Below are 23035 nucleotides of genomic sequence, written 5' to 3' on the forward strand. Positions count from 1 at the left end.
CCAACAGATCCAACGGACCCAACGGACCCAACGGACCCAGAAACACCAGGTGAAAACAATCCAAATGAACCAGGTAAACCAGGTGAAAAAGATCCGAAAGATCCAACTAAACCAGGTGCTAATCAACCAGGTTCAAATAACTCAACAGAAAAATCAAACACTTCAAGCGCTGATTCAGCAACTCAAGCGGATAAAGCTGGTATGCTACCTGAAACAGGTGAAGAAATGTCAGCTCATATCTTTGGTGCAGCAGCACTTTCAATCCTATCAGGATTAGGACTAGTTGCTACTAAAGGTCGCAAAGAAGAAGAGTAATTGAGCAAGTACTAACGAGTTATTCAGGATACATATAAAAGCTAAGCAACGATGTTGCTTAGCTTTTTTGATTTTTCAATTTGAGGAAACTCGAAATATTAAGATTCTATGTCAAGTAATGTTGGTAAATAGTAGTAGTTGCACTTAAACGCTTGTAAACACCGAATAACCAGGTACAAATTACAGCCCAACCACCTCCTGTATGATTAAGTTAAAACTTATGGAGGTGGTTGATTGATTATTAATCTCGATGCTGCTAAACGCTATTACATTTAATAATAGTTTCCAGTATCACTTAATCTTATTCGCATCAGGTTTGTTTTTCGATTTTAAACGATTCATCACTGTTTTTTTTTGGCGAGAGCGTTTTAACCCCGTAATCCCTGACGTTTGATAGGCATTGACCCACCGCCTTATCTGTTGAGTATCCTTCATCTTGTATTTTTTAGCTAACGGTTTGTATCCAATCGTATCCGAAAGATATTCTGCGACGACTTTCATTTTGAAATATAAGCTATATTTAGCCATACAAAGACCCCCTAAAGTTGGATTTTTTGGTCCAACTTTAGGGGGTCAGTACATCAAGATTAGGGGCTATTTTTTGGCTGTTTAATAGGATAGATGAGTGTCTTGTTTAAAGTTTAAATCTAGGCTTTCTTCAAGAAAAAGGTATGTTTATGTAAACGTGTGCCTATAATGATGGCGAGTATGGCTTTGACAATATCGCCTGGGATGTAGGGGAGCGTGACCAAGGAGAAGGTGGTCATGAGGGACATTTCTTGTCCTTGTTGGACATTCATGATGAATGCAAAATATGCCAAGCCAATCCCATAAATAATTAGGGTGGCAAGGACACTGGCTATAATATAACTGCGGCGGGTGTAGCCAAGTTTTTCTAAATAAGGGGGGATGACTAGAGCCACCACTACAAAACTAATAATAAAGCCGAAGGTTGGACTAACCAAGGCTGAAAGCCCACCTTTCCAACCAGCAAATACCGGCAGTCCAATTAGTCCCAGTAATAGATAAGTCCCAGTACTAATAACGGCTAATTTGGTCGGTAAGAGAAAACAGATTAATAGCACCGCTAAGGTTTGGAGGGTATAAACCACGAGACCGAGATTAATTTGGATTTGGGAGCAGATAATTAATAAGGCAATGAAGAGGCCACAATAAGCTAATTCGCGAATTTTCATAAGTATTCTCCTAATTCGTTTGGTTGATAAAGGCTTGAGAAGAAAAATGGATTTCAGAGCTATTTAAACTTTCTATTTCTTGGACTTCATTTTGAATCAGCAGGTGGCCGTCCTGATTGATACCCAGGATAATTCCCTGACGTTTTTCCTGGTTTTTTGTAAAGCAAACTTTTTGATTGAGACCCAAGAGGTAAGTTCGGTATTCCTCGATAAAAGGTCGAGCTGGTAAGACATGTAAGTAGGAATAGAAATTAAGTAAAAAGTCACTCAGTAAATGGTTACGGTTGAAGTGAGCACTTTCAGGATGAGGGAATAGGGGGCCGGCTACTTTTTGGGTGTCAGGGTCCAACTTGGAAAAATCCCCCACCACATTAATACCAATGCCTAGGATGACGGCATCAATTTGCTGGTTTTCTAAGTTAGCATTGGCTTCGGTCAGAATCCCCACAACTTTGCGCCCACCTGCAAAAAGATCATTGACCCATTTAATTTTAATGGCAATCTCTGTGTTTTTTTCAAGAGCTTTGGCCATGGCTACGGCAGCCATAATGGTAAAGAGGCCAATACTTTCAATGGAGTAGGTCTGGCTGGGTAGGGCGAGGGAAAAATAAATCCCCTCTTGAATATCAGAATGGAAGCTACGCCCTTGACGGCCACGTCCTTTGCTTTGATGGTTGGAAATAAATAGGGCTGTCTGCTTGGGGTGTTCAATTAAATGACTTTTGGCTAAATCATTGGTGGAGGTGACCCAATCAGCATAAATAATACTTAAGTCAGGTAAATGGTCTTGCACTAAATACATGATTTGATTGGGATCCAGCATGGGGCTAATGCGTTTGAGTTGGTAGCCTTGGCTTGGAATACTGGTAATCTGATACCCCTCTGCCTTCAGTTGTTCGATCACCTTCCAGATACTATTGCGACTGACGCCCAATTGATTGGCTAAAGTTTGTCCAGAGATGGGGGTATCTGCTTGGTCTAAGAGGGCAGATAAGACTTTATAGGTTAAAGACATGAGGAGTCTCATCCTTTCTAATTCATCTAACTAAAAATTATTTTAGACGAAAAAAGGCCCTTGTCAACCTAAAAAAATAATTGGGTGACAAGGGATGGTTTGATTAGTTTTGTGTGACTATCAGAGTTAGAATATATACTTTGAAATCATCGATTCAGCCAACCGCCATCAATGGGAATGACGGTCCCATGAAGATAGTCCGCTTGGTTCGAAGCCAGAAATAAGGTCAAATCGGCCACCTCTTGGGGCTGGGCCCAACGTTTGATGGGGGTAGTTTCTGCCACCCATTGGGCCATGGCCTGGTCTCCTTGGAAATCCCCGGCGGTCATAGGTGTTTGGATGGAACCGGGGGCAATAGCATTGATTCGGATCCCTTGGGCGGCGTATTCGTAGGCTAGTTGTTTGGTGAAGCCGACAATCGCATGTTTGGAGGCGGTATAAGCAATGCCACCACCGCCTGGGCCAAGGCCAGCAATTGAAGCCATATTAATAATCACAGCTTTAGCTTGGGCCTTTAAATAGGGTAAGAAGGCTTGGGTGACTAAATACATGGAGGTTAGATTATTACTCAGAATATCTTGGAATAAGGTGAGGTCAGTTTCTTCAAAGCTTTTAAAGCCATCAAGTTGGCCAGCCGTATTACAAAGAACCTGGGCTTGATTGAAATGCTTTTGGAAGGTCTTCAGAGCCTGGTCTACCGCTTGAGCTTGGCTTAAATCGGCCTGGCAAAAGACGAGGTCTTGTTTGTCCAGCTCAGCCTGCCATTGGTCTTGTAAGGTTTGACTCAGAAGAGCACGGTCTAAGGCAAAGACCTTGTGACCCGCCTTGAGGAAAGTATCCACTTGGGCTGCCCCAATCCCAGAGGCTGCCCCAGTGACAATCACAGTCAAGGTCTCAGGCAAGCGCTGGGTGTTTTTAACCGGAACCATTAGTCCACTAAGACCCAGTCTTCGGCTAAGATATCACAAACGGTCGGCGTAAACATGGTGTAGCCTTCTCCAGTCACTTTGATTACAAAGTAGGAATTGAGTGGTGTTGCATCGAGTTGACTGGCAGGGATTAGCTTGACATATTCTTCAGCGCCGGACCAACCTTGACGGATGACTTTTTGGCCGTTTTTTAAATGGGGTAAAATACTTTCAAAATTCATAATAAATCCTTCTTTCTTTTATTTAACGATTCATATCGGGGTAAGTGTCGTAGAATTCTTCTAGACTGATTGAAGCGGTCTCCCAAGCTTCCATGGCCTGATCTTGGTCAGCCTTAGCTTGGTCTAGACTTTGACTGAGTTTGACCAGCCCATCTTGGTCATTACTATTACTGGCTTCAAGCATTTGACTGTGGAGATGGTTGATATTTTGGTCGAGTTGGTCTACTTGGTCAGCAGCAGTTTGGACGGCTTGCCGTAATTGCCGTAATTCTTTCTTAAGACGTTTGTCTTCTTCATAAGACCGTTGTTGGGAACTACTTGTAGCTGCAGACGTGTCGGTGGTTTGACTCGTTTCTTTGCTTACACCATCATCTGCTTTTAAGGCCTCAAATTCTTTGGCTTCAGCTTTTTTGCGGAGGTAATAATCATAATCACCTAGATAGACTTTGGTGCCTTCTTCTGAGATTTCTAGGACCTGGGTGGCAATTCGGTTGATGAAATACCGGTCATGGGATACAAAAAGGAGGGTGCCATCAAAATCAATTAAGGCTTCTTCTAATACTTCTTTACTATCAATATCCAAGTGGTTGGTTGGTTCATCAAGTAAAAGGGTGTTGTCATGCTGGGTGGCTAGTAAGGCCAGGCTAAGCCGGGCTTTTTCGCCCCCGGATAACATGGCGACATTCTTTTCAACGGTTTCACCACTAAAGAGGAAGGACCCGAGAATGGCTCGGATTTTCCATTCTTCGGTGGTGTCATGAGCCCGCCATAGGGTTTCTAAGACGGTGAGTTTAGGATCTAGGTGGTTGACATTTTGATCGTAGTAACCCAGGTCTACATTGGTACCGTCAATAATTTGACCAGCTAGTTGTGGCAATTGGTGGATTAAGGTTTTTAATAGGGTGGTTTTACCAATTCCATTCGGTCCTACGATAGCCAAGGCTTCTTGTCGGCGGAGGTCAAAATTAATATGGTCGGCTAGCGGCTCTGCCTTCGGATCATAACCGATAGCTAAGTCTTGGGCTTCAATGACCCTGTCGCCAGACTGTTTGGCTGCCGAAAACATAATCCGAGGGGATTTTTCATCGGCTAGGGGTTTAGCAATCCGGTCCATTTTTTCTAATTGTTTGCGCCTGCTTTGGGCTCGCTTGGTGGTTGAGGCCCGGACGATATTTTTTTGGATAAAATCTTCTAGCTTGGCAATCTCTTCTTGTTGTTTCTCATAGGTCTTAATCTCTTGGGTCATCCGCGCGGCTTTTTCTTTAAGGTAATAGTCATAGTTACCTTTATAAAGGTGGGCGGTTTTGTTGCGTAATTCTACAACTTGGTTGGCCACCTTATTAAGAAAATAGCGGTCATGCGAGACAATTAAAAGGGCACCTTTATAGGTTTGCAAAAAGCCTTCCAACCAATTCAAGGTACCCATATCTAAGTGGTTGGTTGGTTCGTCTAAGACTAATAGGTCATAGTCCATTAAGAGGAGCTTGGACATGGCCAAGCGGGTTTTCTGACCACCGGATAAGGAAGCGACCGGTAGGTCATAGTCCGCTTCATAGAAGTGGAAGCCGTGGAGGACAGTCCGGATATCGGACTCGATGGCGTAGACATTTTCTTCATTGAGTTTTTCTTGGATTTGGTCATATTGACGAAGTGCTTCTTTATAGGCTGGACTATCCGGCTGGTCTGCTAATTCGGCTAAGTTTTCGGCAGCTTTTTGGGCTTGGTCACGGAGGGCTAATTTATCTTGGAGGGCAAAGACCATTTCTTCCCAAACGGTTCGGGGGGAATCGACCGCAACATGTTGTTCTAGGTAGCCGATCTTAAGGCCCTTAGCCTGGGTAATCTCGCCTTCAGATAGGGATTCCTGACCAATGATTTGTTTGATGAGGGTCGACTTACCGGTTCCGTTACGGCCGACCAAGGCAATCCGGTCCCGGTTTTGGATATTAAAAGACACGCCTTCAAAGAGGGTGTTATCGGCAAAGCGCCGAGCCACTTGGTTGACTTGCAGTAGAATCATATCTATCTCCTTAATAAGCATATTATTTCTATATATGTAAGCGTTTTGCTATACTAGTCATATGTTAGGCTCATTATAACATTAAATACACTCAAAATATAAATGGAGGAAGAAATTTTGGATCATTATAAATTTCACGAAATGAATCTTTATTTTTTAGACGGGGTACAAAAGTATTCGGATGGAGGCCGGATTTTTGGGCCTGTTCCTAAAGCGGTCTGGGCTAAGCGTTATCCTAATGATGATAAGAACATGATTACTGCCAATACTGACCCTATCTTAGTCCAATACCAAGGCAAAAATTATCTAATCGATGCTTCCATGACCCCTGAAACCCAACCGGAAAAGCTATTCCGCAACGAAGGAGCCGAAGGCCAAAAATCCTACGTTGATGAAAGCTTGGCTAAGTTAGATTTAAAACCAGAAGATATTGATATTATTTTGATGACTCACTTACATAATGATCATATGTCTGGTTTAACTGCCCTAAAAGATGGGGAAATAGTTTCTAAGTTCCCAAATGCAAAAATTTATGCTGAAGCCCGAGAATGGTATGACGTCCGCCATCCTAATTCACGGACTAAAAATACTTACTTAGACTTTAATTGGAAACCTGTCCAAGACCAAGTTGAAACCTTTGAAGACCACCTGTCTTTAGTGGATGGAGCTATTGAAATGTTCCATGTGGGTGGTCATTCACGCGGCCAATCTGTTGTTCGTTTACACCAAGATGGCGACTATATGATTCAAATGTCAGATCTCTTCCAAACTGTCGCCCAAAATAACCCTGGCTGGGTCACAGGAGTGGATGATTATCCAATGGATGTCATTTCTTCCAAAGAAAAATGGTTTGAAGAAGGGATTAAACATAATTATAAATTTTTCCACTATCATGATCCTTACTATACTTGGATTCAATACAATCCTGATGGTAAAGGCTATGCCGACTTTCAAAAACGGAGTCGAAAACCTTTAATTGAGTGGACAGATGATTTGAAGGATCCGGCTGCTAAATAAGTAAAGATTATTAACTAAGTAGGTATAAATTTAAGGAGTGGGACAGATGTCTCACTCCTTTTTTATTTCAACTTACTTAAAGTATGGGATAATTAGATAAAAAAACAAAAAATTAAAATATAATGTGAATAAATCACAAAAATCAAATTTTATTGAGACTTCTATCATAAAAATATTGCTAGCGGTTTCATTATTGTTATTTATAGCTTAATGATTATGAAAACTATAGGGGCCCTTTTCACATAAAAATTGTGAATAATCAGAGAATAAGCTTGTAAATTCACAAAAAATTAGTTATTATAAATTTATGGTAGTTCAAATATTAATCTGAATAATCAAATTATTTTTAAAATATTAAATTGTGAAAGAAGGTTCATAATATGGTAAAACCTATTCCGCGCGCAACTGCTTTGCGCTTACCTATTTATCATCGTTACTTACGTTTTTTACAAAATTCTGGTAAAAAAAGAGTTTCATCAACTGAATTGAGTGAAGCTGTCAAAGTAGATTCAGCCACCATTCGGCGCGATTTTTCTTATTTTGGTGCCTTAGGTAAACGGGGCTACGGCTATGATGTTGACTATTTAATTGATTTCTTTACCCGAATCCTTAACCAAGATCGTCTAACCTCTGTCGGTTTAGTTGGGGTGGGTAATTTAGGGAATGCTCTCTTAAATTATAATTTCCGTAAAAACCACAATATTCGTATTTCAGCTGGTTTCGATATTAATCCTGAGATTGTAGGGACGATCCATTCAGGCGTGCCTATCTATGCCATGGATGAATTGGAACAACAAATTCAAGACCAACAGATTGAAATCATGATTGTAACAGTTCCGCAAGAATATGCCCAAGATGTGGTTGGCCGCCTAGTGACTTCGGGTATTAAAGGTATTTTGAACTTTACTCCTTTACGTTTCCAAGTCCCAGAAAATGTGGTCGTGCAAAATGTCGATTTAACCAATGAATTACAAACTTTGATTTACTTTATTGATAATAATATTCATGGCAACGGTGAATTACCTGAGATTTAGATAATTTATAAGAATAAAAATAGTGGGACTAGGCAAAAAGGCCTAGTCCCACTATTTTTTCGTTCAGACAGAATCTTTAACGTTTTTTACTGAAGCTATCACCAATTAATTCAATGACCCCTGAAAAGGCACCCGCAAATGGCCAAATGACCCAGGACCAAGCCCAATTATCTGTATAAAGGGAATAGGCGATGTAGACCATAGCAATGAGTGTCCAGTAAGCACCAAAGATAGGGCCGGACCAACTTCTACGGCGTTTACTTTCTAGTGAATAATCTTCTTCTTGCAAGAGTTGATCATAGGCTTCCCGTTGGTCGAGTGTCTGGACGATTAAATTGACCCCGATTGCTACTAGAGCTAAGGTCATAATAATAAAAATACCCACATTTGTTTTAGCCTGATCAAAGAGTTCAATCATCAGAATTGGGATAGCCGAAACAATACACAAACCGATACCTAGGATGAGTCGAAAAACATATTGGTCGTGGCTTTTTTCTTTCAGGTCACGAGCTAGGTTAGTCACCCCATATTCGGTATCAATCATTTCTTTTTCTAAGAAATCAAACTTAGCTACTTTCTGATTGGCAAAAATAATTAACCCAACCCCTATCGCAACTGCTAGTAAGAGAGTAGCCACTCCAATGAGGGTAGCCATATCTTCACTGAGAGGGAAGTTTTCTGTTTCCGCGCCGAGGGCTGTATAGAGCAGGATACTTGGTGATAAGATTAAGAGTGAAATGCCGCCAGCTAGGATAGGTCGACTTTCTGCTTTTAATTTTAAGTAGCTATTGGCTTCTTCTAAAGAGAATTTCCGTCGGTCTTCCAACCATTCTAGATCTGCTTGCTCTGGGTCAAGATTTTCAACATCGTCTTTTAAAAGATAATCGGTGGAAACTGAGAAAATTTTAGACATTTGAATAAGCCGGTTTAATTCGGGGGTAGATTGAGCACCTTCCCATTTAGAAACAGACTGCCGTGAGACGCCTAACATTTCAGAAAATTCTTCTTGAGACCAACCATTTTTTTTGCGAAGTTCAATTATTTTATCAGCGAGTATCATATTAATTCCTCCTTTTTTATGGCTTAAGTATAGGTGGAAAAGGGGGTGACATGCTAGCAAGTCTGCTTGTCAATTCAGCTCATAGGAGTTGCGCTTCCTTATCTATAGCTATTTTAGGCGAGCATGGTGTGTGAACAAATCTTTTGTACTTTAATTTAAATATATATTAGAGCTTATGGTCAGTCAATTATTGTTGAAGGATTTTTAGGCAAAAAAATCTTCTTAAAAGTAATCATTCTTCTTGCAAATTGGTCAAAGATGGTCTAATATAATACTTGTGTTAGCACTATATGCTATCAAGTGCTAATTGATAAAATATGATGGAGGTCTTAAATATGATTAAACCTTTAGGAAAACGCGTTGTCATCAAAGTGGCAGAAACTGAACAAACAACCAAGTCTGGCTTTGTCCTACCAAGCTCAGCTAAAGAAAAAGAACAATTTGGTGAAATTATAGAAGTAGGCCCAGAAATTGTGGCTGAAGATAATGTCGCAGTCGGTGACCAAGTCTTCTTCAAAAACTATTCCGGTACTGAAGTTGAATTTGATGGCGTAGAATATTTAATCATTGAACATAAAGATTTACTTGCAAAAATCGAACATAAAGATTTACTTGCAAAAATCGAAAAATAATTTCTTTAAAAAGATAAAGTAAAGGAGTTTTGATAAGAATGGCAAAAGAATTAAAATTTTCAGATGACGCCCGTGCAGCTTTATTACGCGGGGTGGATAAATTAGCTGATACGGTAAAAACAACGATTGGACCTAAAGGTCGGAATGTAGTTTTAGACCAAAGCTTTGGTTCACCTACCATTACTAACGATGGGGTAACCATTGCTCGTGAAATTGAATTAGAAGACCGTTTTGAAAATATGGGTGCTCAACTCGTCCTTGAAGCAGCAACCAAAACCAACGATGTAGCAGGTGACGGTACGACGACCGCAACTCTCCTAACTCAAGCCATTGTCCGTGAAGGAATGAAGAACTTAACTGCTGGAGCGAACCCAGTAGGAATTCGTCGCGGAATTGAAATGGCAACTAAGAAAGCTGTTGAAAGCTTAAAAACGCAAGCCAAACAAGTAACTTCTAAGGAATCAATCGCTCAAGTTGCGGCTGTTTCTTCAGGCAGCCAAGAAGTGGGTAACTTAATCGCTGAAGCTATGGAAAAAGTGGGTCAAGATGGCGTTATTACCATTGAAGATTCTCAATCCATCGAAACTGAATTATCAGTGGTTGAAGGTATGCAATTTGACCGTGGTTATCTATCACAATATATGGTAACTGATAATGAAAAAATGGTAGCTGATTTAGAAAATCCTTATATTTTTGTAACTGATCGTAAGATTTCTAATATCCAAGATGTCTTGCCTTTACTAGAATCAGTGATGCAATCTGGTCGTTCACTTTTAATTATTGCAGAAGATATCGAAGGTGAAGCTCTACCAACCTTAGTTTTAAATAAATTAAGAGGTACTTTAAATGTCGTGGCAGTTAAAGCTCCAGGCTTTGGTGACCGTCGTAAAGCCATGTTAGAAGATATTGCTGTTCTAACTGGTGCGACTGTTGTTTCTGAAGAATTAGGTTTTGAATTGAAAGACGCAACTATCGACCATTTAGGTACAGCCGGTAAGGTTAGCGTAACTAAAGATGATACCACGATTGTTGAAGGGGCAGGTTCTAAAGATGCTATTGCTGACCGCGTGCAATTAATCCGTTCTCAAGCTGAAGATACAACGTCTGACTTTGACCGTGAAAAATTACAAGAACGTCTCGCTAAATTAGCGGGTGGTGTGGCCGTAGTTAAAGTTGGCGCTGCGACTGAAACAGAACAAAAAGAGCGTAAACTACGGATTGAAGATGCCTTGAACGCTACGCGTGCAGCCGTTGAAGAAGGGATTGTTGCCGGTGGTGGTACAGCCTTAATCAATGTTCAAAAAGCAGTGGCTGAACTTGAAGCTGACACTGAAGGGGACGAATTAACTGGTATCCAAATTATAGGTCGTGCCTTAGAAGAACCATTACGTCAAATCGCAGTGAATGCTGGCCGTGAAGGTTCTGTCATTGTTAATAAAGTACGTGAATCTGCTGAAGGTACAGGTTACAATGCTGCGACTGATGTCTTTGAAGATATGATTGCTGCTGGTATTGTGGATCCTACCAAAGTAACCCGGTCTGCTCTACAAAACGCTGCCTCTGTAGCTGCTTTATTATTGACGACTGAAGCCGTCGTGGCTGAATTACCTAAGGATGAACCAGACATGGGCGGTATGGGTGCCCCTGGTATGGGCGGCATGGGTATGATGTAATTCCAACCATACCTGACTGAATCATAAATTAAACTAGCTCTGAGAAGGGCTAGTTTTTTTATGCTAAATGGTCAGTTTCGAAAATCATAAAACTAGTCAGCTTACGGGAGAAACTTTATAATATATCTATCGAAAGTTCTTAAGAAAAGAGGTGCCGGAATGGTACAACAAGAAAACCGCCAGTCTAATTTTGAATTACTTCGGTTAATTAGTATGGCTTTAATTGTAATCCACCACTATGCTTACCATGGAGCCGTTGATATTAATGCCCAAGTAACCCAGCAGAGTTTTGCCTTACAAATCCTAAGCTTAGGAGGGACTGTAGGTGTTAATGTCTTTGTTATGATTGGTTCATATTTTCTAATTGGGAAAGAATTTAAATGGCGGCGGACTTTGAAAATTATTATTGATGTCTTCCTCTATTCCTATTTAATCTTTGCGGTCTATGCCATTTTTAAGCCCCAGTATTTACATGACAAAAATATCATTAACTTTATCCTGCCATTTCCCGGCTCGTATTGGTTTGCTGCTTTCTATGTTTTGTTAATTCTTTTTACTCCGGGTCTAAACTATATCATTGAGCATTTTTCCCGGAAAAACCTGAAAAATACCCTGTATTTATTTGCAGTCCTCTTAGTGATTGGCCCATCCTTAACCCTCTATGATTTTAGTATCGAATGGAAACGACTCTTAACCTTTATTTTTCTCTACTTATTAACCGCTTATATTAAACTCTACCTACCCGACTATATTGATAGCTTGGCTAAAGGGCGTAAGTTGACCTTATGGGCTACTGGACTCTTGGTATTAATTGTAATTATTATGTTAGCCACCGATGCTGAGTTAGAATCGTCGCCCGCGACCGATATCTTAATTGGCCAAAATAAAATTTTTATTATCTTAATTTCCTGTGGTCTATTCATTTGGTTTAAAAACTGGCACCTGGCATCAATTAAATGGATTAATGCCTTGTCAGGAGCTACCTTTGGGGTTTATTTAATCCATGAACAACCGCTCTTAAGACAAGCCATCTGGCAGAGAGTTGCTAATGATCAGGTTCATGATTTTGCTACCTCTCTATTTGGCGGTTTTATTAGTGGCTTTGGGGTTTTCCTAGTCTGTCTACTTTTAGCTTACTTAGTAGAAAAAATTCTAGGACGATTTACTAATAAGTTAGCAGTAGGACTCGGTCAAAGAATGGATAATTGGGATGCCTTGCTCTAGTAAAAGACCCCTCTCTATTTGATGAAAGAAACCAGCTGATAGGCAAGCTAGAGCTAGCTTGCCTATGGCCGTTTTTTTTAAAATTACTGTCGAATTTTATTTAGTCAGATTACTTAGAAAGGAAATTCATGCCAGAAATATTAAGTCATCCAAGACAAGTTCTAGATTTGATTTGGCCCGGTGATGATTTTGATTACCATTGGCCAGGAAATTCTAAGTGGGAAATTATTCTAGGTGCCTTCCTAGTTCAAAACACAACCTGGACTAATACTGAAAAAGCCTTGACCCGTCTACAAGCAGAAACGAGTCTTCAACCTAAGCAAATTTTAAGTTTAAATCAAGAGGAATTAATTGCTTTGATTTTTTCTGCTGGCTTTCATCAGAGTAAGTCGAATTTAATATTGAAATTTTTCACTTGGTTACAATGCTATGATTTCGACTTGAAGAAAATTCAAGCAGCCTATCCAGATACTCAAGCATTACGAAATAAGCTCTTGTCCTTCAAAGGGATTGGTGAAGAAACGGCCGACGTTCTGTTACTCTATATTTTTGACCGTCCTGTGTTTATTGCGGATAACTACGCCCGCAAATTGTTTTTGGGTCTGAAATTTCAGCCGGCAGCTAAATATCGTTTATTGAAAGAGGCGATTGAAGCAGCAGGGAAAGACCTATCCTTAATTGATTATCAAAAATTTCATGCTGCCATTATAGCTTTCGGCAAAATTAATTTACGTGGTCCCGGCCCCCATAACCATCCTTTCTTTGACCGCTATTGCTATAAAACAATTGTGTCTAGGAGGTAACAGTTTGGTTAAGAAAGAGGCTAAGTTTTTAAAAGAATCTTGAAACGTGATAGAATAAGGAAGTAAATTGATTGAAAAGGAGTGAACTCGGTGAAAAATAAATACTCTAAATTATCCAAAACTGCCCTAGTCTTAATGAGTAGTCTTGTCTTGCAAGCACCCTTAGCCTTGGCCCAAGAAGCCTATACTGTTCAACAAGGGGATACCCTATATGATTTAGCCCAAACCATTGGAGCCTCGGTTGATGAATTGATGGCATGGAACGGATTAACCAGTGATTACTTAGATGTTGGTGATATTCTATATTTGGCTCCTGCTGCGCCAAGTGCGGAAAGTACACCTGAAACAACCAGTCCAGCATATTCTAATGGACCTGGATATCATACCGTCTCAGCAGGTGAAAACTTATGGTCCATTGCTTATTATTATGGTACAACCATGCAAGCAATTGTGGATGCGAATGGTTTGTCTTCTGATTACCTAAATGTAGGTGATCAACTCTATATTCCGGCCGTCAATGATGCCTATGGACCAGGTGAAGCGGTCTCTTATTATGGTCAAGAACAAAGTACGAACTCAACGCCCGCAGACTATAGTTCAAGTGTTACCCCGGATAGCACGGTGAAAGATGGAGCGCAAATTCATACAGTAGTGGCGGGGGATAACCTTTATGATATTGCCATTGCTTATGGAATTAATTTAAATGATCTTTATACTTGGAATGGGCTTAGCTCAGATTACTTAAATGTGGGTGACCAACTGATTGTTGGATTAGCTGGACCGGTTGAAGACAATCAAGAAGTCACAGTAACGGATGACCAAGGTCAAAGTAAAGAGATTGATTTAAGCAAAATTCCTGAAAAATTCCGTCCTAAAACCTACACGGTTGTAGCTGGAGATAATGTCTGGAAGATTGCTCAAAAGAACAAAGTCTCTGCTGAATCCATCCGCTTATGGAATGACTTAGCCGAAGATCAAGGGCTAACAGTGGGTGACCAAGTCTATGTTTCAAATCCTGCCTTAGTCCCAGAAATTCATGAAGTTGTGGAAGGGGAAGACCTTGCAAGCATTGGTGCTGATTACCAAGTGGCAGAAGATGATTTACTGGCTTGGAATGACATAAGTAAAGCAGAAGATATCAAAGTAGGCGACCAAATTGCTGTATCAAATCCAAAACCTGAAAAACATCAAGTTCAAGCAGGTGAAACTTTGGAAGATATTGCCAATACCTATGGTGTGACTGTTGATGATTTGCGGACTTGGAATAATTTACCAGCCAATGCACTGATCGTGAATGGTGAGCTGATTGTGGCCGATCCTCAAGCAGGCAATTCGGCCGAATAGACTTTATATAAACTAAATAGGGAAGGTATCAAAAGTAAGATTTGATACCTTCCCTATTTTTATGTCTTAGCCACTAGACAAGGGGTTATATTTTCTTTGTGCATTGGTAAATCTCAATACACAAAATTACTTGTCCAGTGCATTGAGAAACTTTAATGCATAAAATATGCTTTTTTAGTGCTTTGAAAGACTTGAATGCACAAAATTAGTTTTGCCAGTGCATGGAGAAGCTTTAATGCACAAGCCTGGCCTTCTCTTAGGGTATAGTTTTTTTATAGTTTTACATTAGATAGTTGAGATAGACAGTCATTTGCTTCTTGAATGATTTCTTCAATAATCTCTTTAGCAGGACGTACACCTTTTACTAGACCTGCGATTTCACCAGACATCATGGTGCCGGTTTTAGTGTCACCTTCAACCACAGCCCGATAAAGCGAGCCTACGGTTAATTTCTCTAACTCTTCTTCAGGTGTATTTTGCATTTCTAAGTCTAAATATTGAGTTAACATTTCATTATTAATCGCCCGTACAGGGTGACCACCCTTACGACCCGTCACGGTGGTGGCTTGATCATTAGCAGAAACAACCGCCTCTTTAAAAGAATCTGGGATAGGAGTTTCTTGGGCTGCTAAGAAGACAGTACCCATTTGGACACCCACAGCACCTAAGGCTAGAGCAGCTACGAGGCCACGACCATCACCAATACCACCTGCAGCAATAACTGGAATATCTACTTGTTCAGTGATTTGTCTTACGAGTGGCATGGTTGAGCTAGCACCAATATGGCCCCCAGCAGCTTGGTCTTCTGCTATAACTGCAAGCACGCCTAAGCCCTTCATTTTTTGTGCATGTTTAACAGAGGCGACAACTGGAATGACTTTAATCCCAGCAGCAAGGAATTGATCATAGTATTTTTTAGGAGAACCAGCCCCGGTTGTCACTAAGGGAACTTTTTCTTGGCAAACGACTTCAACTAATTCATCAATATTAGGTTGCAGTAAATTCAAGTTTACCCCAAATACTTTATCTGTATTTTCCCGCACCGCTTGAATTTCTTTCCGTAGTCCTTCAGCATCTAAAGCACCAGTAGTCAGTAGACCTAAACCACCTGCCTCAGCTACCGCAATGACGAGGGGAGACCGAGTAATGTGCTGCATTCCCCCTTGGATAATCGGATATTTGATGTCGATCAATTCAGTCAGTAACATGTAACCACTCCATTCTATAAGTTTTGTTAAAGGTATTATAAGCTAAAAATAAAACGTTTTCAATACTATCTAAGCAAGCTTTTTGCTGTTATTATACGGTGTTTTTATGTTCTTTGTGAAACTTCCATTTAATATAAAGTCAATAAAAACCAGATAATATTGTAAAACTAATAATGAAATATGAACTATCTTATATTTTTCACAAAAGCTGTGAATTTAATCGAATAAAAATTGAAAAAATTCCATGAAAAAAGGGAACAGGTTTAGCGACGCTTGTATCAGCTGAGTCGCCTAACCTGTTCCCAATTAATTTGGAATCTAGTTTAATTATTTACCCAAGTAACGGCCCAAGAATTCACGTGTCCGTTCATGTTGTGGATGATTAATAACTTGATCAGCAGAGCCCATCTCAAGAATGACACCTTCATTCATGAAAGCAACCCGGCTGGAAACATCGCGGGCAAAAGCCATTTCATGGGTGACGATAATCATGGTCAGCCCTTCTCTAGCTAATTCAGCCATGGTCTCAAGTACTTCGCCAACCATTTCGGGGTCTAAAGCAGAGGTAGGTTCATCAAAGAGTAAGAGTTCAGGATCCATGGAAAGGGCACGTGCGATGGCAACCCGTTGTTGTTGTCCCCCAGATAATTGACGGGGACGGGCATTCCGGTAAGGTGCCATACCAACTTTTTCAAGATTGGTTAGGGCGATTTCTTCGGCTTCTTTCTGAGACCGACCTAGGATCTTGACTTGCCCCACAGTACAGTTATGGAGGACATCCATATTCTTAAATAGGTTGAATTGTTGGAAAACCATGCCGACTTTGGCCCGAAATTTATTTAGGTCAAAGCCTGGGGCTAAAATCGATTGCCCATGATAGAGAATATCGCCCCCTATAGGTACTTCAAGGAGGTTGAGACAGCGGAGTAGGGTAGATTTACCAGAGCCAGAGGAACCGATGAGGGAGACAATCTCTCCGGATTGGATTGAGAAGTTGATGTCTTTTAAGACTTGGTGGTCGCCAAAGGCCTTCTCTAAATGTTGTACATCAAAAATTGTTTGATTATTTTCTGCCATCTTAATAGTCTCCTTTCTCTAAGGATTCAACGGTGGTTGATGAGGTATGAACGGAATAATGTTTGCTACCGGATAATTTAAATTCGATTAAGCGAAGAATCCGAGTGGTTGCAAAGGTTAGAACAAAGTAAATTATAGAAGTAATTAAGAAAGTTTGGAAAGTTAAATAGGTTGAACCTGCGACGGATTTAGTGGTAAAGAAGAGTTCAGTCACAGCAATTACGTTTAAGACTGAGGTATCTTTAATATTAATCACGAACTCATTACCAAGAGCAGGTAGGGTAGCCCGGAGGGCTTGTGGAAGCACTACGTTGGACATGGTTTGGAAGTGGTTCATCCCGATGGCCTTGGCTGCTTCAGCTTGACCTTCATCAACACTGGTAATCCCACCCCGCATAACTTCAGATAAGTAAGCACCGGTATTAATGGATACAATTAATACAGCTGCAACCATAGAGGAGAGATCTAAATTGAAGAAAAGTTTTAAACCATAGAAGATCAACATGGCTTGAACCATCATCGGCGTACCACGGAAAATTTCAATATAAGCAACAATCAAAAAGTCTAAGATTTTATAGAAGATATAACCGATGAGGTTATTTTTACGACTAATTGGGATGGTCCGATAAATTGCCACTAAAAGACCAATTAAGGTACCAATAATGGTAGATAGTAAGGCGATCCAAAGGGTATTGATGGCTCCACGGATAAATTGACTGCCATATTCTGACCAGATATAAGCTACTTGACCAAAGAAGGAAGTATCTTCACCTTTTTCATTTAAATTAACCATTTGCTCCATTAGGTCATTTTGATAATCTTGGTCTAGCGAAGCTAAGGCTTGGTTAATCGGTTCGTTTAAAGTAGAATCTTTACGTAATCCGACGCTGACATCGGTTACGATGTCGCCACCTAATTCAAAGGAGTTTGCTTCGTCAAATTGGAGGTAAGTTAAGTTGGGATTAGCCGCGACAATCCCCATAGCGCCGGCAATATCAGATAGGAAACCATCAATCTTATTCGAAATCAAGGCAGAGGTCATGGTCGGGAAGGTATCCATCGGAACCTGAATATCCGCCCCTTCAAGTTGATCTAATAAATCTACATGGAAGGTATTCAATTGGGCGGTCATTTTGGCATCTTTGAAGTCCCGGATAGATTGAGCCTTTGCATAAGAACCGTCTTTTTGGACAACAATAACCATAGAGGCCTTATAATAGGAATCACTGAAGTCAATTTGTTTTTTGCGTTCAGGGGTTGGTGACATACCAGCAATAATGGCATCAATTTTGCCAGATTGTAAGGCAGGCGGTAGACCGTCCCATTCTAATTTAACGATTTGTAACTCAAGACCCAAGGCTTCAGCCAATTGCTTAGCGATTTGGACATCATAACCATTCGCAAATTCACCCGGTGAATTTGAAATTGCTACGGCGCCGTCCTTATCGGTTGCTTGTGACCAGTTATAAGGGGCATAATTAGCTTCCATTCCCACCTTGAGAATGCCCTTATCAGATAAGTCTTCTTCAATAGCTTGACGGGTATCATCAGTGAGTTCAATGGTCAAATCTTGTGCCGAAACCAAGGGTGCAAATAGGGACACCGCCATGATTAAGGTTAACAAGATGTTTAACCATACGTTAAACATTCGTTTCATGAGCATTCTCCTTATTCATTTTAAAGTCTATTTATCATAACGAACTTAGATTTATAAAGCAATAAAAGTCCAAAATAAAATTAAAAATAATTAATAAAAACGCTTTTATATCCGCGTTTTGTTTATACAAAAAATCAATAAAAAATTAAACCGTTATCATTAATGGGTTTTATAAAAAACGATTCTATTTTTTAAAATTGATAGAATTAAAAAAAGATGAGAAGTCTTTCGGGCAGACCTTCATCTTTTTCATGGAATATTTAATTATTTAGGCTTTTTTAAGGGCTTGGCTTAATTGGAAGGCTAATTCAAAATCAACCATGCCATGTATCACTGTACCCAAACCGATGAAAATAACCAGGAAGGACCACATGCCCCCGGTTGCTGCAGTCATTCCTACTTGAATCAGGACATAGATAACCAGCATTTCGGCCAGTCCGTGAATGAGATTAAGCCAAAAAGAAAAGAAGATACGTGCTTGGGGTTTTTTGAGAAAGGTGTGGCCATGCTTTTGGATATAATAGGCCCCGATACTGGCGAACAATAGGTGGCTAAGGGCCCGGGCTACAATTGGAATAGGAAAACCCGCTAGTAAAAAACCTAGGGCCGCGCCGCCAGCGACGACGATGGCGATAAAAGGTGTTTGGAAAATAGCTAAGAAAATGGGTAGGTGGCTAGCCAGGGTATAGGAAGCGGGTCCGATGACTACCTTAAGTGGCATTATAATTGGTATTAAAATAGCGAGTGCGGTGAGGAGTCCAGACCGGGTGATGACCTGACTGTGACTTAGGGGTTTTGATGGTGACATAGAAATACTCTCCTTTACATGTGTTAAGGAGAGTGTAAGACAAAACTACCCATGTGTCAAGTTAAACTTGATATCTGTAAACTTTTATAAGCTTTCATTTTGACGAATTTGCTTGTTATTTAAGTTAGCCAAATAACGGTAGCCTTCCATAAAGCCCACCGCTTCATGGTAATAACGGTCGAAATCACCAAAATAATCAGTTTTCCAAGGCTTATTGCGACCGATATAATGGATAATTTTACACTTGTCATCAATCCATTGGAGTCCTTTTTCACGCTGGAAGAGGTTATTTTTTAAGAAGATCCGCTCCGTCATATTATAGATTGTGGCATCGATTTCTAGGATTTTATCAGGATACATGGCTGACAAGACGTCTTGGTCTGGTAAAAAGAGGAGGGGTTTAAACTTATCGATATATTGGCCAATGGCTAATTCATCTTGGCTTTGCCGTAATTCTTTTAGATTCATTAATAGAACGCCAGAATTCACGTAAATTCCATTTTCATAGTTCAGCCTTAGTTGGTTTATCCGGGATAAGCCCCAGTCGACATGGGTCGCCGCTCCAAAGTAGTAGCGGTCCATATCAATTTGATAGAGATCATCTAAATTTCCTTTAATGACAATATCGGGATCGAGATAAAGAATCTTATCGATGGTCTGAGGCAGGAGTTTTGCGGCAAAAAGGCGGTAATACATTGCGTAAGGATAACGGTCAGTTGTTGGAAATTGAACAAAAATTTGGTCGTCTACTTGAATCGGATGAATTTTTAGTGAAGTACAGGCAAAGAAAGCTTCTAATTCAGCCAAAGCTTCTTTGGGGATGGCCTGGTGTAAGAGATAGACCTCAATATCCTGAGGATGGTAGTGGATCAAGGAAAACAGCATAACTTTGAGCGGTGGGATATAGTTTTGGTCCAAAGTGACTAGGATATTCATGGATTTTGCCTTAGTTTTCATAGAGGATTCCTTCTTCTTTAAGGGCAGCTTTTATCGCAAGAAAACTTGCCTTGTCCGGACACTTGAGGGTATGGTAATGGATTCCTTGAGTTAGGGAGGATAAGAGGGCGCCCTGGTGGTCTTGGGTAAGGCTCATGAAACTTTGAATGTCCTGGTCGCCTTCAATAGCAAGCGAGGCGGTAATCAAGCCATAAATGGGATGGTCAATCTCGACACTTTCAAAAGCCGCTCCATGGTCTAGGACAATTTCTAATTCTCGTTGGGTTTGACTTAAACTATGCCGGCAACAAATCCGGTCTCGATAGTTTAAAGGCAGGGTTTGGAGTGTCTGTGACATAATATAACCCCGATGGGTGGATGTAATCTGGTAGCCCGCTTGGCGGAGGCGATTGATATCACTAACAATAATTTGCCGACTAATGTCAAATGAAGCAGCTAAGTCAGAAGCAGAAATAGGATTTTGTGCTGCTTCAAGTGCTTCCACGATGGCTTGACGTCGTTCTTGAACCTTCATAATATTCCTCCTAATTAAGTCTGTCCTCAGTATAGCAAAAAAATTCTCGAATTTCTGTAATTATCTTTTGTTTTAGCTTGACTCAGAGGAGTCTTTTCAAGTACAATATTCGTTGGTATTGTTTGCCCCACTATAGAGCCCCGGAAACTCATAGTAATGTAAACAGAAACTAATTTTAAATGGAGGAAAACATCGTGCGTCAAACATATATGGCTAAGAAAAACGAAGTTGAACGTAACTGGATCGTCTTAGACGCAACTGATATCCCTATGGGACGTCTATCTACAGCTGTTGCTTCAATCTTACGTGGTAAAAATAAACCAACCTTCACGCCTCACGTTGATACTGGGGACCATGTGATTGTCATCAATGCTGCAAAAGTTGCCTTAACTGGTAAAAAAGCTACTGATAAAATTTATTATCGTCACTCTAATCACCCTGGCGGAATCAAATCCATCTCTGCTGGTGAATTACGTGAAAAGAATCCTGTTCGCTTAATTGAAAACTCAGTTAAGGGTATGATGCCTGACACTCGTTTAGGTCGTCAACAATTACGTAAATTACACGTATTTGCAGGTGCTGAACATAACCATGCTGCACAACAACCTGTTGCTGTAGATATCAATACAATTATTTAAGGAGGGAAAAAACTAAATGGCTCAAACACAATATTTAGGAACTGGTCGTCGTAAAAATGCTACTGCCCGTGTTCGTTTAGTGCCAGGTACTGGTGCATTCACCGTAAACAACAAGAGTTTAGATGAATACATTCCATTCCCTCACTTACACGAAGTAATCAAACAACCTTTAAACGCAACTGAAACTTTAGGTTCATACGATATTTTAGTAAACGTTCAAGGTGGCGGTTTCTCTGGTCAAGCCGGCGCTATCCGTCATGGTATCGCTCGTGCCTTACTAACCGTTGATCCTGACTTCCGTCCAGCCCTTAAGGCTGCAGGTCTATTGACCCGTGACCCTCGTATGGTTGAACGTAAGAAACCAGGTCTTAAGAAAGCTCGTAAAGCTTCTCAATTCTCAAAACGTTAATTACTGGATTCGTTGCGAACTTGTTCGCTTACGAATACAGTACGCAAACTGGCGTAGACAGTTTGTGTTCGATTGAAATGTTTACAGCACTCTTTGGATTATTCCCAAGAGTGCCTTTTTGTGTTTTCTAAGAGGCTATCAGAAAATGATTTGGTTTTTCTCTGGGATTCATACGTAAAAAAGGACATATTTTATAATGATACGTCCTTTTAATATTTGTCGCAATTAATTTTACAATCTATCAAAATAAAAAATAGATAAAACGGGCTGGACTATTTTAAGTTTTGTACTAATTTGGATGATAGTTGCACAGATTCTTCTACATAATGCTACTCAGGTATACTTGTATTATTTACCAAATCAACTTTTTTTACTATATAACGCTTATCTATCAAATAAAATAAAAGATTCCAAACAAATTTTCGAACTTGCATCGATCTATCTTCGTTACCTCTCATACATTTTCTTAATTTTTGGAGTACTAATAATTATTGAAGATACTTTAGTAATTTTTTATATTGATCAATATAGCTTTTTGAAAACAAAAATACAAAATAGAAATTTTTGTGAAGACATCTATTCTATCGCAATGTGCTCTCTTGCTTTAAAATTTTTTATTGAAGATATCTAATTACTAAGAAATACAAAGCCGAACAATCAAATGGAAATTAAAGATTTAATAGATAAAAAAGAAATATTTTTTAATTATTTTGAATTGACAGATAGAGAAAAAGATATTTGTGAATTAATGTTAGATAATTTAAATATTCAAGATATTTCCGATCAACTTTTTTTATCAATTGGTACAATAAAAACTCATACTCATAATATTTATCTTAAAACCAACACCTCAGGTAGAAATGACTTAGAATATTTATTTAAGAATTTTGAAAAAGAATGATGATAAGAATTTCATAAGCCTCTGTTATTTTTCTAAACAATAGAGGCTCTATATATTTAGCCATTAATAATATCTAAATAAGATCTGAATAAAGCATCGGTCACGAGATATAACGTAACAAATAAATTGTAATCTGAATCAACTTTGTCATTAAAGTTAAGTTCCGAATATTCATAATATAATTTAAAATCAGCAAGTGACGATAAAGTGTTTTGTCGCAAAGGAGTAATTGAACATATTGAAATGTTTCTAATAATTAATTGATTAACCAAATTGATTAATTCCTGATTTTCTCCACTGAAAGAAATAATTATAATTAAATCTTCTGAACAAATGTGTCTTAAGTTCCATTCTAATTCTGTAATTGAAGGAATATTTACAAA

At 39.7% G+C, this 23035-nt stretch carries 25 protein-coding genes; 11 read left to right on the forward strand and 14 right to left on the reverse strand.

The window, feature by feature from the left end; translation table 11 throughout:
- Positions 1-315 (forward strand): LPXTG cell wall anchor domain-containing protein (locus tag G396_RS11735; protein ID WP_211224463.1); only part of this gene is annotated, 315 nt, incomplete at its 5' end.
- 291 nt (positions 316-606) lie between these two features.
- Here G396_RS11735 and G396_RS10775 read toward each other — a convergent pair.
- The 6 genes from G396_RS10775 to G396_RS0109590 all read right to left on the reverse strand — a co-directional run bounded on the left by G396_RS10775 (position 607) and on the right by G396_RS0109590 (position 5696).
- Positions 607-843: a helix-turn-helix domain-containing protein gene (locus G396_RS10775; protein ID WP_034908041.1), complete on the reverse strand. Its 237-nt coding sequence runs from the start codon at positions 841-843 to the stop codon at positions 607-609.
- Positions 844-962: 119 nt separating this feature from the next.
- The gene (locus G396_RS0109570; RefSeq protein WP_028125852.1) at positions 963-1511 is read right to left on the reverse strand and encodes a biotin transporter BioY; all 549 of its coding nucleotides are present in this window, start codon (positions 1509-1511) and stop codon (positions 963-965) included.
- Between the two features lie 10 nt (positions 1512-1521).
- On the reverse strand, positions 1522-2526 hold the full coding sequence (locus G396_RS0109575) for a biotin--[acetyl-CoA-carboxylase] ligase (protein WP_028125853.1): 1005 nt from the start codon (positions 2524-2526) through the stop codon (positions 1522-1524).
- A gap of 146 nt (positions 2527-2672) precedes the next feature.
- Positions 2673-3455, reverse strand: coding sequence for a 3-oxoacyl-ACP reductase (locus G396_RS0109580; RefSeq protein ID WP_034908043.1), 783 nt, complete (start codon positions 3453-3455; stop codon positions 2673-2675).
- A complete protein-coding gene (locus G396_RS0109585; protein WP_028125855.1) occupies positions 3455-3676 on the reverse strand; it encodes a DUF2829 domain-containing protein in 222 nt (73 codons plus the stop codon). Before G396_RS0109585 ends, G396_RS0109580 begins: the two co-directional genes overlap by 1 nt.
- A 22-nt stretch (positions 3677-3698) precedes the next feature.
- The gene (locus G396_RS0109590) at positions 3699-5696 is read right to left on the reverse strand and encodes an ABC-F family ATP-binding cassette domain-containing protein (protein ID WP_028125856.1); all 1998 of its coding nucleotides are present in this window, start codon (positions 5694-5696) and stop codon (positions 3699-3701) included.
- A gap of 117 nt (positions 5697-5813) precedes the next feature.
- Between G396_RS0109590 and G396_RS0109595 the strand changes: the two genes are divergently transcribed.
- Positions 5814-6713 (forward strand): MBL fold metallo-hydrolase, encoded by a 900-nt coding sequence (locus G396_RS0109595; protein WP_081683588.1) that lies wholly within the window; start codon positions 5814-5816, stop codon positions 6711-6713.
- A gap of 380 nt (positions 6714-7093) precedes the next feature.
- Positions 7094-7747 (forward strand): redox-sensing transcriptional repressor Rex, encoded by a 654-nt coding sequence (locus G396_RS10780; RefSeq protein ID WP_006418905.1) that lies wholly within the window; start codon positions 7094-7096, stop codon positions 7745-7747.
- A gap of 76 nt (positions 7748-7823) precedes the next feature.
- On the opposite strand, the gene G396_RS0109605 is transcribed toward G396_RS10780, so the two are convergent.
- Positions 7824-8807: a helix-turn-helix domain-containing protein gene (locus G396_RS0109605; protein ID WP_028125858.1), complete on the reverse strand. Its 984-nt coding sequence runs from the start codon at positions 8805-8807 to the stop codon at positions 7824-7826.
- A gap of 335 nt (positions 8808-9142) precedes the next feature.
- Between G396_RS0109605 and G396_RS0109610 the strand changes: the two genes are divergently transcribed.
- From G396_RS0109610 to G396_RS0109630, 5 genes are all read left to right on the forward strand, one after another.
- Positions 9143-9439 carry a co-chaperone GroES gene (locus G396_RS0109610; RefSeq protein WP_028125859.1) on the forward strand — a complete coding sequence of 99 codons (297 nt, stop codon included), beginning with the start codon at positions 9143-9145 and terminating at the stop codon, positions 9437-9439.
- A gap of 38 nt (positions 9440-9477) precedes the next feature.
- Positions 9478-11112, forward strand: a complete 1635-nt coding sequence (groL, locus tag G396_RS0109615) for a chaperonin GroEL (RefSeq protein WP_006418843.1) — start codon at positions 9478-9480, stop codon at positions 11110-11112.
- A 159-nt stretch (positions 11113-11271) separates the two neighbouring features.
- Complete coding sequence (locus G396_RS0109620; protein ID WP_006418794.1) at positions 11272-12336, forward strand: acyltransferase; 1065 nt, start codon at positions 11272-11274, stop codon at positions 12334-12336.
- Positions 12337-12464: 128 nt separating this feature from the next.
- Positions 12465-13139, forward strand: coding sequence for an endonuclease III domain-containing protein (locus G396_RS10785; protein ID WP_051221291.1), 675 nt, complete (start codon positions 12465-12467; stop codon positions 13137-13139).
- A gap of 90 nt (positions 13140-13229) precedes the next feature.
- Complete coding sequence (locus G396_RS0109630; RefSeq protein ID WP_028125860.1) at positions 13230-14483, forward strand: LysM peptidoglycan-binding domain-containing protein; 1254 nt, start codon at positions 13230-13232, stop codon at positions 14481-14483.
- 272 nt (positions 14484-14755) lie between these two features.
- Here G396_RS0109630 and G396_RS0109635 read toward each other — a convergent pair whose 3' ends face one another.
- The 6 genes from G396_RS0109635 to G396_RS0109660 all read right to left on the reverse strand — a co-directional run bounded on the left by G396_RS0109635 (position 14756) and on the right by G396_RS0109660 (position 20704).
- Positions 14756-15691 carry a nitronate monooxygenase gene (locus tag G396_RS0109635; RefSeq protein ID WP_028125861.1) on the reverse strand — a complete coding sequence of 312 codons (936 nt, stop codon included), beginning with the start codon at positions 15689-15691 and terminating at the stop codon, positions 14756-14758.
- Positions 15692-16018: 327 nt separating this feature from the next.
- Entirely contained in the window at positions 16019-16768 is a 750-nt protein-coding gene (locus tag G396_RS0109640) for an amino acid ABC transporter ATP-binding protein (protein ID WP_028125862.1), read from the reverse strand.
- Between the two features lies 1 nt (position 16769).
- Complete coding sequence (locus tag G396_RS0109645; RefSeq protein ID WP_028125863.1) at positions 16770-18425, reverse strand: ABC transporter substrate-binding protein/permease; 1656 nt, start codon at positions 18423-18425, stop codon at positions 16770-16772.
- Positions 18426-18693: 268 nt separating this feature from the next.
- Positions 18694-19233, reverse strand: a complete 540-nt coding sequence (locus G396_RS0109650) for a hypothetical protein (RefSeq protein ID WP_028125864.1) — start codon at positions 19231-19233, stop codon at positions 18694-18696.
- A gap of 84 nt (positions 19234-19317) precedes the next feature.
- On the reverse strand, positions 19318-20190 hold the full coding sequence (locus G396_RS10790; RefSeq protein ID WP_051221293.1) for a glycosyltransferase family 8 protein: 873 nt from the start codon (positions 20188-20190) through the stop codon (positions 19318-19320).
- Positions 20180-20704, reverse strand: a complete 525-nt coding sequence (locus G396_RS0109660; RefSeq protein WP_028125865.1) for a transcription repressor NadR — start codon at positions 20702-20704, stop codon at positions 20180-20182. Before G396_RS0109660 ends, G396_RS10790 begins: the two co-directional genes overlap by 11 nt.
- 194 nt (positions 20705-20898) lie before the next feature.
- On the opposite strand from G396_RS0109660, the gene rplM reads away from it, so the two are divergent.
- The 3 genes from rplM (at position 20899) to G396_RS11075 (ending at position 22652) form a co-directional block, all read left to right on the forward strand.
- On the forward strand, positions 20899-21342 hold the full coding sequence (rplM, locus tag G396_RS0109665) for a 50S ribosomal protein L13 (RefSeq protein WP_006418772.1): 444 nt from the start codon (positions 20899-20901) through the stop codon (positions 21340-21342).
- Between the two features lie 16 nt (positions 21343-21358).
- A complete protein-coding gene (gene rpsI, locus G396_RS0109670; RefSeq protein ID WP_006418764.1) occupies positions 21359-21751 on the forward strand; it encodes a 30S ribosomal protein S9 in 393 nt (130 codons plus the stop codon).
- A 661-nt stretch (positions 21752-22412) separates the two neighbouring features.
- Positions 22413-22652, forward strand: coding sequence for a helix-turn-helix transcriptional regulator (locus tag G396_RS11075; protein WP_028125867.1), 240 nt, complete (start codon positions 22413-22415; stop codon positions 22650-22652).
- A gap of 56 nt (positions 22653-22708) precedes the next feature.
- Here the strand turns inward: G396_RS11075 and G396_RS0109680 are convergent.
- A partial coding sequence (locus G396_RS0109680) for an SIS domain-containing protein (RefSeq protein WP_028125868.1) occupies positions 22709-23035 on the reverse strand: 327 nt, incomplete at its 5' end.

It is taken from the genome of Eremococcus coleocola DSM 15696 (genome assembly GCF_000428865.1).
In the GTDB taxonomy this organism is placed as follows: Bacteria; Bacillota; Bacilli; order Lactobacillales; family Aerococcaceae; genus Eremococcus; species Eremococcus coleocola.

Bases quoted from the DNA above. Each gene is read 5' to 3' on its own strand.
- groL (WP_006418843.1), top strand. From the start codon at position 9,478: ATGGCAAAAGAATTAAAATTTTCAGATGACGCCCGTGCAGCTTTATTA.
- G396_RS0109580 (WP_034908043.1), bottom strand. From the start codon at position 3,455: ATGGTTCCGGTTAAAAACACCCAGCGCTTGCCTGAGACCTTGACTGTG.
- rpsI (WP_006418764.1), top strand. From the start codon at position 21,359: ATGGCTCAAACACAATATTTAGGAACTGGTCGTCGTAAAAATGCTACT.
- G396_RS10790 (WP_051221293.1), bottom strand. From the start codon at position 20,190: ATGAAAACTAAGGCAAAATCCATGAATATCCTAGTCACTTTGGACCAA.
- G396_RS0109610 (WP_028125859.1), top strand. From the start codon at position 9,143: ATGATTAAACCTTTAGGAAAACGCGTTGTCATCAAAGTGGCAGAAACT.
- G396_RS0109605 (WP_028125858.1), bottom strand. From the start codon at position 8,807: ATGATACTCGCTGATAAAATAATTGAACTTCGCAAAAAAAATGGTTGG.
- G396_RS0109585 (WP_028125855.1), bottom strand. From the start codon at position 3,676: ATGAATTTTGAAAGTATTTTACCCCATTTAAAAAACGGCCAAAAAGTC.
- G396_RS0109570 (WP_028125852.1), bottom strand. From the start codon at position 1,511: ATGAAAATTCGCGAATTAGCTTATTGTGGCCTCTTCATTGCCTTATTA.
- G396_RS0109635 (WP_028125861.1), bottom strand. From the start codon at position 15,691: ATGTTACTGACTGAATTGATCGACATCAAATATCCGATTATCCAAGGG.
- G396_RS10775 (WP_034908041.1), bottom strand. From the start codon at position 843: ATGGCTAAATATAGCTTATATTTCAAAATGAAAGTCGTCGCAGAATAT.
- G396_RS0109640 (WP_028125862.1), bottom strand. From the start codon at position 16,768: ATGGCAGAAAATAATCAAACAATTTTTGATGTACAACATTTAGAGAAG.
- G396_RS0109645 (WP_028125863.1), bottom strand. From the start codon at position 18,425: ATGAAACGAATGTTTAACGTATGGTTAAACATCTTGTTAACCTTAATC.
- G396_RS0109575 (WP_028125853.1), bottom strand. From the start codon at position 2,526: ATGTCTTTAACCTATAAAGTCTTATCTGCCCTCTTAGACCAAGCAGAT.
- G396_RS0109620 (WP_006418794.1), top strand. From the start codon at position 11,272: ATGGTACAACAAGAAAACCGCCAGTCTAATTTTGAATTACTTCGGTTA.
- G396_RS0109660 (WP_028125865.1), bottom strand. From the start codon at position 20,704: ATGAAGGTTCAAGAACGACGTCAAGCCATCGTGGAAGCACTTGAAGCA.
- G396_RS10780 (WP_006418905.1), top strand. From the start codon at position 7,094: ATGGTAAAACCTATTCCGCGCGCAACTGCTTTGCGCTTACCTATTTAT.
- G396_RS10785 (WP_051221291.1), top strand. From the start codon at position 12,465: ATGCCAGAAATATTAAGTCATCCAAGACAAGTTCTAGATTTGATTTGG.
- G396_RS11075 (WP_028125867.1), top strand. From the start codon at position 22,413: ATGGAAATTAAAGATTTAATAGATAAAAAAGAAATATTTTTTAATTAT.
- G396_RS0109650 (WP_028125864.1), bottom strand. From the start codon at position 19,233: ATGTCACCATCAAAACCCCTAAGTCACAGTCAGGTCATCACCCGGTCT.
- G396_RS0109590 (WP_028125856.1), bottom strand. From the start codon at position 5,696: ATGATTCTACTGCAAGTCAACCAAGTGGCTCGGCGCTTTGCCGATAAC.